The 6,556-nt window shown below is 68.6% G+C and carries 5 protein-coding genes; 1 reads left to right on the forward strand and 4 read right to left on the reverse strand.

Annotation, left to right across the window (positions count from 1 at the left end; genetic code table 11):
- Positions 1-35: 35 nt before the first annotated feature.
- The 4 genes from C6P61_RS14875 to C6P61_RS14890 are packed head-to-tail and all read right to left on the reverse strand — an operon-like array spanning position 36 to position 5,653.
- Positions 36-1,691 (reverse strand): ABC transporter ATP-binding protein, encoded by a 1,656-nt coding sequence (locus C6P61_RS14875; protein WP_105730711.1) that lies wholly within the window; start codon positions 1,689-1,691, stop codon positions 36-38.
- 11 nt (positions 1,692-1,702) lie between these two features.
- Positions 1,703-2,767, reverse strand: a complete 1,065-nt coding sequence (locus C6P61_RS14880; protein ID WP_105730712.1) for an ABC transporter permease — start codon at positions 2,765-2,767, stop codon at positions 1,703-1,705.
- Positions 2,751-3,785 carry an ABC transporter permease subunit gene (locus tag C6P61_RS14885; RefSeq protein WP_105730720.1) on the reverse strand — a complete coding sequence of 345 codons (1,035 nt, stop codon included), beginning with the start codon at positions 3,783-3,785 and terminating at the stop codon, positions 2,751-2,753. Before C6P61_RS14885 ends, C6P61_RS14880 begins: the two co-directional genes overlap by 17 nt.
- 20 nt (positions 3,786-3,805) lie before the next feature.
- The gene (locus C6P61_RS14890; RefSeq protein ID WP_105730713.1) at positions 3,806-5,653 is read right to left on the reverse strand and encodes an extracellular solute-binding protein; all 1,848 of its coding nucleotides are present in this window, start codon (positions 5,651-5,653) and stop codon (positions 3,806-3,808) included.
- A gap of 37 nt (positions 5,654-5,690) precedes the next feature.
- Between C6P61_RS14890 and fabI the strand changes: the two genes are divergently transcribed.
- Complete coding sequence (fabI, locus tag C6P61_RS14895) at positions 5,691-6,500, forward strand: enoyl-ACP reductase FabI (RefSeq protein WP_105730714.1); 810 nt, start codon at positions 5,691-5,693, stop codon at positions 6,498-6,500.
- Positions 6,501-6,556: the final 56 nt, after the last annotated feature.

Raw genomic sequence — 6,556 nt, forward strand, 5'->3', positions numbered from 1 at the left:
AATGATTTATTGTGAGGGTGACAGGCCCGATTGGATCACAGCCCCGAGGCCTGGACCAGACTGCGGGTATATGGCATGCGAGGAGCCCGCAACACGGACAAGGCCTCGCCCTGCTCCACCACCCGGCCCGCGCGCAGCACCGTGATCTGGTGCGCCATGGCCCAGACCACCGCCATGTCGTGGGTGATCAGCAGATAGCTCAGGCCGCGCTCGCGCTGCAGCCGCAGCAGCAGCGCGATCACCTGCTGCTGCACCGTGACGTCGAGCGCGCTGGTCGGCTCGTCAAGCACGATCAGCTGCGGCTCGATGACCAGCGCGCGCGCGATCGCGATGCGTTGGCGCTGGCCGCCCGAGAACTCGTGCGGGTAGCGCTGCAGCCAGGCCTGCTGCTCAGCCGGCGCCAGCCCGGCCAGCAGGCCGACCTCGCGCAGGGCGGCCAGCACGCGGACCAGGCGCTCGGCGCGCGACAGGCCCGGCTCATGCACCTGCAGGCCCTCGGCGACGATCTGCTCCAGCGTCAGGCGCGGCGACAGCGAGGCATAGGGGTCCTGGAACACGACCTGCACCCGGCGGCGCAGCCGACGCTGCTCGGGCCGCGCCAGATCGAGCCAGTCCTGGCCCAGCACGCGCAAGCGGCCCTGGTGCGGCAGCAGGCCCAGCGCCGCCAGCGCCAGCGTGGTCTTGCCCGAGCCCGATTCGCCGACGACGCCCAGGGTCTGGCCGGCCGGCAGCCGCAGGTCCACCCCCTCGAGCGCGAGCTGGCGGCCACGCCGGAACCAGCCGCGCCAGCCGGGCAGCGCCACCGGATAGGACACCTGCAGCGCTTCAGCCTCCAGGCAGGCTGGGTGATCCGGACGGGTCGCTGGGTCGGCTGGCGCCAGCTCGCGCCGCGGCAGGCTGTTCAGCAGGGTCCGGGTATAGGGCTGAGTCGGCGCGGCAAAGACCGCCGCGACCGCACCCTGCTCGACCACCAGGCCGTCCTTCATGACCAGCACCCGGTCGGCAAAATGCCGCACCAGATTCAGGTCATGGGTAATGATCAGCACCGCCAACCCCAGGCGCAGCCGCATTTCATCGAGCAAGGCCAGCATCTGCAGCCGCAAGCTGGCGTCGAGCGCGGTGGTCGGCTCATCGGCCACCAGCAGCCGCGGCTCGCTGGCCAGCGCCATCGCGATCAGCGCGCGCTGGCGTTGGCCGCCGCTGAGCTGGTGCGGGTAGGCACGCGCCTGGGCCAGCGGGTCGGGCAGGCCGACCGATGCCAGCAATTCCAGCACCCGCGCACGCGCCGACGCGCCCGCCAGCCCCCGGTGCAGCTGCAGCACCTCGGCGATCTGCTGGCCCAGGGTCAGCAGCGGGTTGAGCGCGCTCATCGGCTCCTGGAACACATAGGCGACCGCGCTGCCGCGCAGCAGGCGCAGCTCGGGCTCGGCCAGCGTCAGCAGCTCGCGCCCCTGCAACCGGACCGAACCCGACAGGCGGGCCTGCGGCAGCAAGCGCAGCAGGCTCAGCGCCGAGACCGTCTTGCCCGATCCCGACTCGCCGACGATGGCCAGCTTCTCACCCGGCGCCAGGCTGAAATCGATGCCATGCACCACCTCGCGCCCGCCCAGGCTGACGCGCAGGCCCCGCACCTCGAGCAGGGGTGGCTGCGCTGCCAGCTCGGCATCCGCTGTCAGCGCTTGATCCTTCATGGCAGGGGCATTCATGGCCGGGCCTGGCGCGGATCGAGCGCGTCGCGCAAGGCGTCGCCCATGAAGGTCAGCAGCAGCAGCGTGGTCACGAGCAGCGCGAAGGTCGACAGCGTGATCCACCAGGCATCGAGGTTGGCCTTGCCCTGGGCCAGCAGCTCGCCGAGCGAAGGCGTGCCGGGCGGCACCCCCAGGCCCAGGAAGTCGAGCGAGGTCAGCGCCAGGATGGCCGCGCTCATGCGAAACGGCAGGAAGGTCACGACCGGGGTCAGGCTGTTGGGCAGCAGATGGCGCCAGATCAGCTGCCAGGGCCCGAGCCCGAGCGCACGCGCCGCGCGCACATAGTCGAGCTGGCGGTTGCGCAGGAACTCGGCCCGCACATAGTCGCTCAGGCCCATCCAGCCAAACAGGCTCAGCAGCAACAGCAGCAGCCCCACGCTGGGCTCGAACAGCGCCGAGAAGATGATCAGCAGGTAGAGCTCGGGCAACGCGCTCCAGACCTCGATCAGCCGCTGCAGCAGCAGATCGGTGCCGCCGCCGAAATAGCCCTGGATCGCCCCGGCGGCCAGCCCCAGCAGCACGCCGGAGGCGGTCAGCGCGAGCGCGAACAGCACCGAGAGCCGAAAGCCGTACAACAGGCGCGCGAACAGGTCGCGGCCGCGGTCGTCGGTGCCAAGCCAGTTGTCGGCCGAAGGCGGCGCCGGATGGGGTTCGCGCGCGAAATAGTTGATCGTGGCATGGTGATAACGGTTCGGCGCCTGCAGCACCCAGTTGCCTGGCTGTTCGAGCTGACGCTCGATGAAGGGGTCGAGGTAGTCGGTCGGGGTCGCGAAATCGCCGCCGAAGGTGGTCTCGGGCAGATCCTGCAACACCGGCACATACCACTGGCCCTGATAGCGCAGCAGCAGCGGCCGGTCGTTCGAGATCAGCTCGGCGCCCAGGCTCAGCACGAACAGCAGAGAAAACAGCCACAGGCTGAACCAGCCCAGGCGGTGGGCACGAAAACGGCGCCAGGCCAGGCGCCAGGGTCCGGCCGGCGCAGCGCTATCGGCAGCCACTTGATCAGTCGAACTTGACACGCGGGTCCACCCACAGATAGCACAGGTCGCTCACGAGCTTGGTCAGCAGACCGATCAGCGTGAACAGATAGAGCGTGCCGAGCACGACCGGATAGTCGCGCCGCATCACGCTCTCGTAGCTCAGCAACCCGAGGCCGTCGAGCGAGAACAGGGTCTCGATCAGCAGCGAGCCGGTGAAGAAGGCGCCGACGAAGGCGGCCGGAAAGCCGGTCACGATCGGGATCAGCGCATTGCGCAGCACATGGCGGACCAGCAGCTGGCGCTCGCTCAGACCCTTGGCGCGCGCGGTCAGCACATACTGCTTACCGATCTCGTCGAGCATCGCGTTGCGCGTCAGCAGGGTCGTGACCGCGAAGGCGCCCAGCACGCTGGCCGTCACCGGCAGCGCGATATGCCACAGGTAGTCCATCACCTTGGCGCCCCAGCTCAGGGTTTCCCAGTTCGACGAGGTCAGCCCGCGCAGCGGAAACCACTGCAGCTGACCGCCGAACACCACCAGCAGCAGCACGCCGAGCACGAAGCCGGGAATCGCATAGCCGGCCAGCACCAGGATCGAAGTCACGGTATCGAAGCGGCTGCCGGCGCGCACCGCTTTGGCAATGCCCAGCGGCACCGAGACCGAGTAGGTCAACAGGAAGGTCCAGAGCCCGAGGCTGATCGACACCGGCAGCTTGGAGCGCACCAGGGTCCAGACATCCTGCTGGTGATAGAAGCTCTGACCCAGGTCGAAGCGCACGAACTGGCCCAGCATGCGCACGAAACGCTCGGGCGCCGGCTGGTCGAAGCCGTAGAAGCGCTCGATCTCGGCGATGCGCTCGGCGTCCACGCCCTGGCGCCCGCGGTAACCGGCGCCCGCCACGGCCGCGCCTTCGCCGCCGCTGTCGCGCCCCTGCAACTGGGCGACCATCTGCTCGACCGGGCCGCCCGGCACGAACTGGATCACGACGAAGGTCAGCAGCAGCACGCCCAACAGGGTCGGCACCATCAGCAGCAAGCGCTTGAGCAGGTAATGCAACATGTCGAATCCCAACCGGCGGTTCAGCGCCCGACCCGGTTGGCCGGACTGGCCCACCAGGTCGACAGCACCCAGGCCTCGGGCTGATAGTAGCGCGGCAACTGACGCGGACGCTCGAAGCGGCCGGCGCGCCAGGCGATCCGGTGCACGCTGCCATACCAATGCGGTACTGCATAGTGGCCGTGACGCAGCACGCGGTCGAGCGCGCGCAATGCCGCGACCAGCTCGGGGCGCCGGCGCGCGGCCACGGCGCGCTCGATCAGCGCATTGACCACCGGGTCGCGCACCCCCATCAGGTTGGCCGAGCCCTCGATGGCGGCCGCGCGCGAACCAAAGCGCTCGAGCAATTCGGCGCCGGGCGCCTCGCTGCCGACGATCCGGCTGCTGATGAGCTCGAAGTCGAAGCTGTCGAGGCGCTTTTGCAGCAACGCGAAATCGACCACCTTGTGTTTGGCCGAGATGCCCAGCTTCTCGAGGTTCTTGGCCAGGGGCGTGAAGACCCGCCCGAGCGCGCCGCTGTTGTCGATGAACTCGATCGTGAACGGCTCGCCGCGCGGGTTGCGCAAGGCGCCGTCGCGATAGGTCCAGCCGGCTTGCGCCAGCAGCTCGCGCGCGCGCCGCAGGTGGTCGCGCAGCATCTGGCCCGAGTCCGGGTCCAGGCTGGTGACGGGCGGCAGCGGCACCGGCTGCTCGAACACGGCCGCCGGCAACCGGCTGCGCCAGGGCGCGAGCAACGCGAGCTCGTCGGCGCCGGGCAGGCCACGGGCCTCGAAGTCGCTGGCGACGAAATAGCCGCGCACCCGGGTGTAGGCGTTGAAGAACAGCTGGCGGTTCATCCACTCGAAGTCCAGCGCCAGGCCGATCGCCTCGCGCACGCGCGGGTCGCTGAATTTCGCCAGCCGGCTGTTGAACAGGAAGCCCTGGAAGTCACCCGCGTTGCCGTGCGCGAGCTCCTCCTTGACCAGCAGCCCGCGCTCGAAGGCGCGGCCCTGGTAGGCCTTGGCCCATTCGCGCGCGATGAAGGCCTGGATGTAGTCGAACTCGCCGGCCTTGAAAGCTTCGAGCTGGGCCGTGCTGTCCTGGTAGAGCCGGTAGGTGATGCGGTCGAAGTTGTACATGCCGCGGCGCACATTGAGGTCAGCCGCCCACCAGTTCGGATCGCGCCGGTAGCTGACATCGCGCCCGAAGCCCCGGCCCTCGACCCGGTACGGGCCAGAACCGATCGGCGGCTCGGCCACGATCCGATCCAGCGGCTGACGCTGTCCGCCCACCAGGCCCCATTGGCGGCTGAACACCGGCAGGCTGCCCGCGATCAGCGGCAGCTCGGCGCTGGCGCGCACGAAATCGAAGCGCAACAGGCGCTCGCCCAGCACGGTGGCGCGCCGGACATCGACGAAATAGCTGCGGAACTGCGGCGCGGCCTGCGGGCCGGTCAAGCTGTCGAAGGAATGCTTGACATCGGCGGCCAGCACCGGCTCGCCATTGTGAAAGCGCGCCTTCGGGTTGAGCCTGAAGGTCGCCGACAGGCCGTCGGCCGCCACGCTGACATCGTCGGCCAGCAGGCCGTAGCCGGTGTTGGGCTCGTCGAGCGAGCCGGTCAGCAGGGTTTCGAGCAGCAGCGCATTGAGGCCGGGCGGCGCGCTGCCCTTGAGCGTGAAGGGGTTGAACTTGTCGAACTGGCTGGCGCGCGTGGGCGGCACCAGCGCGATCTCGCCGCCCTTGGGCGCCTGCGGATCAACGTAATCGAAATGGGCAAAGCCGGCCGGGTACTTGAGCTCGCCAAACTGGGCCCAGCCAGGTGCCGCCTGCACCGGCATGAGGGCGCTCAGGAGCAAACTCGACAGCCCCAGCCGCAAGAGGGGTAAACGCATGCGACAATTCTGCCCAAGATTTTCTGGAGATTGACTCATGGGTTTTCTCGCTGGCAAGAAATTGCTGATTACGGGCTTGTTGTCCAACCGTTCGATTGCCTATGGCGTCGCCAAGGCTTGTCACGCGCAAGGCGCAGAGCTGGCCTTCAGCTACGTCGGTGAGCGTTTCAAGGACCGCATCAGCGAGTTCGCGGCCGAATTCGACTCCACGCTGGTGTTCGATTGCGACGTCGGCAGCGACGAGCAGATCGAGCAGATGTTCAAGGACCTGTCGGTCCACTGGCCGACTTTCGACGGCTTCGTGCACAGCATCGGCTTTGCGCCGCGCGAGGCGATCTCGGGTGACTTCCTCGAAGGCCTAAGCCGCGAGGCATTCAAGATCGCGCACGACATCAGCGCCTACAGCTTCCCGGGCATGGCCAAGGCCGCCAAGCCCTACCTGAACGACAAGGCCGCGCTGCTGACCCTGACCTACCTGGGCGCGGTGCGTACCATCCCGCACTACAACACCATGGGTCTGGCCAAGGCCAGCCTGGAAGCCAGCGTGCGCTACCTGGCCGAGGCCCTGGGCACCCTGCCCGACGGCCGCAGCATCCGCGTCAACGGCATCAGCGCCGGCCCGATCAAGACCCTGGCCGCCAGCGGCATCAAGGACTTCGGCAAGCTGCTGGGCATGGGTGCGGCCGCCGCACCGCTGCGCCGCAACGTCACGATCGACGAGGTCGGCAACGTCGCCGCCTTCATGCTGTCCGACCTGGCCTCGGGCATGACCGCCGAGATCTCTTACGTCGACTGCGGCTTCAGCTCGACCGCCGGCGTCAGCCGCGACAGCGCGCAGATCGTCTGATCGGCATGCGCGCTGCGACGGTCGCAAGGCCGTCCCGGTCGCATCCCGCAAAAAAA

It is taken from the genome of Malikia spinosa, assembly GCF_002980625.1.
GTDB classification, from domain to species: Bacteria; Pseudomonadota; Gammaproteobacteria; order Burkholderiales; family Burkholderiaceae_C; genus Malikia; species Malikia spinosa.

What these genes read in the sequence shown, in the direction of transcription:
- C6P61_RS14875 (WP_105730711.1), bottom strand. Translation starts at nt 1,691, where the DNA reads ATGAAGGATCAAGCGCTGACAGCGGATGCCGAGCTGGCAGCGCAGCCA.
- C6P61_RS14885 (WP_105730720.1), bottom strand. Translation starts at nt 3,785, where the DNA reads ATGTTGCATTACCTGCTCAAGCGCTTGCTGCTGATGGTGCCGACCCTG.
- C6P61_RS14890 (WP_105730713.1), bottom strand. Translation starts at nt 5,653, where the DNA reads ATGCGTTTACCCCTCTTGCGGCTGGGGCTGTCGAGTTTGCTCCTGAGC.
- fabI (WP_105730714.1), top strand. Translation starts at nt 5,691, where the DNA reads ATGGGTTTTCTCGCTGGCAAGAAATTGCTGATTACGGGCTTGTTGTCC.